The 1,395-nt window shown below is 35.0% G+C and carries 2 protein-coding genes; one reads left to right on the plus strand and one right to left on the minus strand.

Features of this window, described 5'->3' with window-relative positions; genetic code table 11:
* The first annotated feature begins 182 nt into the window (after window positions 1–182).
* Window positions 183–668: a hypothetical protein gene (locus FC65_RS10670; protein WP_056972719.1), complete on the plus strand. Its 486-nt coding sequence runs from the start codon at window positions 183–185 to the stop codon at window positions 666–668.
* 61 nt (window positions 669–729) lie between these two features.
* Here the strand turns inward: FC65_RS10670 and def are convergent, their stop codons facing one another.
* On the minus strand, window positions 730–1,290 hold the full coding sequence (gene def / locus FC65_RS10675) for a peptide deformylase (RefSeq protein ID WP_056972721.1): 561 nt from the start codon (window positions 1,288–1,290) through the stop codon (window positions 730–732).
* Window positions 1,291–1,395 lie beyond the last annotated feature (105 nt).

Consider the following 1,395-nt stretch of genomic DNA (forward strand, 5'->3'; position numbering starts at 1 on the left):
ATTTACACAAACTATTTTATACTCTCTAACGTTTAAGATTAAATTATATTTTACCGATGTTTTGTTTATATTAACTTAACGAACTATAGATAAGTATATAATTATTGGAAGCTATTTAGTATGTTAAAATAATAATGAAACAGAAATTATGCTGTTTAAGCGAATTAAAGGAGCAAGTTTTTATGAAAATATTTTTGAGTATTATAGCGCTGCTTTTAACTATCGCATTAATAATTTGGGGTATAAAAAAAATACGGAGCCGCAGCTTAAAAGCAAAGCAAAAGACATATGAAACATTAGTGACAGATGCTGTAAAAACAGCTTTAAAGGGAGTGAAACTGTCAGGGTTTGATGGTACAAATGATCCCTTTGGCCCGCTTAAGATCGTTCCAGTGTCAAGAGTGTGGGGGCTAAACGTGGTTGTGTTTGGTTTTTCGTTTTACTTTATCGAACTTGATAAAAAACAGGTTCGTCAAGTTAAAAAAGAAATATCTTACCAATTGAGCTTGTACGCAAAGCAAAAGGGGTTAGTCACTGTTAATGATAAAAGTCCTTTAGTTATTTCAGATATTTGGTTTCGTGAGGGCAAGTTAAATATTGAGATCGCCTATCTTGTTAATCAACAAACTATCGGTTATGTCAATGATATAGAAAAATTAGAAAAATAAAAAAACTGACAAATATTGTCAGTTTTTTTCTGTAAGGCCTAAATTAATGTAGTGTATCTCTTTACCCGATCAAAACTCCACCATCAGGAGATTTAAAACGAGCGTCCTTATTAATATGGTCATAGAATAAGACACCATTTAGGTGATCAAATTCATGTTGGACCACGATTGCTGGATAGTCTTTCAGACGAGAGATATGTTTATTTCCATCTAAATCGTACCAGCGTAATTTGATGCGGTCATGGCGCCAAACATATCCTGGAATATCTTCGTCAACTGAAAGGCAGCCTTCGCCAGTTCCCAGAGCTGCCCCCTGCACAGATTCACTGAGAATAGTAGGATTAACGAGTATTTCTTTAAATGCTGGCGGTTCTTCTTCATAGTCACTTGGTACTAAAACAGCCGCCATACGAGTTGGAGAACCAACTTGAGGTGCAGCTAAACCCACACCGGCACGTAGATGGTATTTTTCAGCTAGTTTTTCATCTTGACTGACTTCCAAGTACTCCATCATTTTTTTACCCATTTCGATTTCTTTATCAGAAAGGGGAAAAGTTAATTCTTTAGCTCGTGAACGTAAAACAGGATTTCCATCACGAGTAATATCGTCCATTAATATCACGTGTATATTGCCTCCAAAAGATAATATAACTTAATCTTAACATAATTAATACTGCCATGGCTAAAAAGATGAGCTGTTTGATAGTGTCAACTTTGTGTGGGTAAA

Origin of the sequence: Ligilactobacillus acidipiscis DSM 15836, assembly GCF_001435755.1 — a bacterium.
Classification (GTDB): Bacteria; Bacillota; Bacilli; order Lactobacillales; family Lactobacillaceae; genus Ligilactobacillus; species Ligilactobacillus acidipiscis.

Coding starts and splice junctions, on each gene's coding strand:
- FC65_RS10670 (WP_056972719.1), top strand. CDS start 183: ATGAAAATATTTTTGAGTATTATAGCGCTGCTTTTAACTATCGCATTA.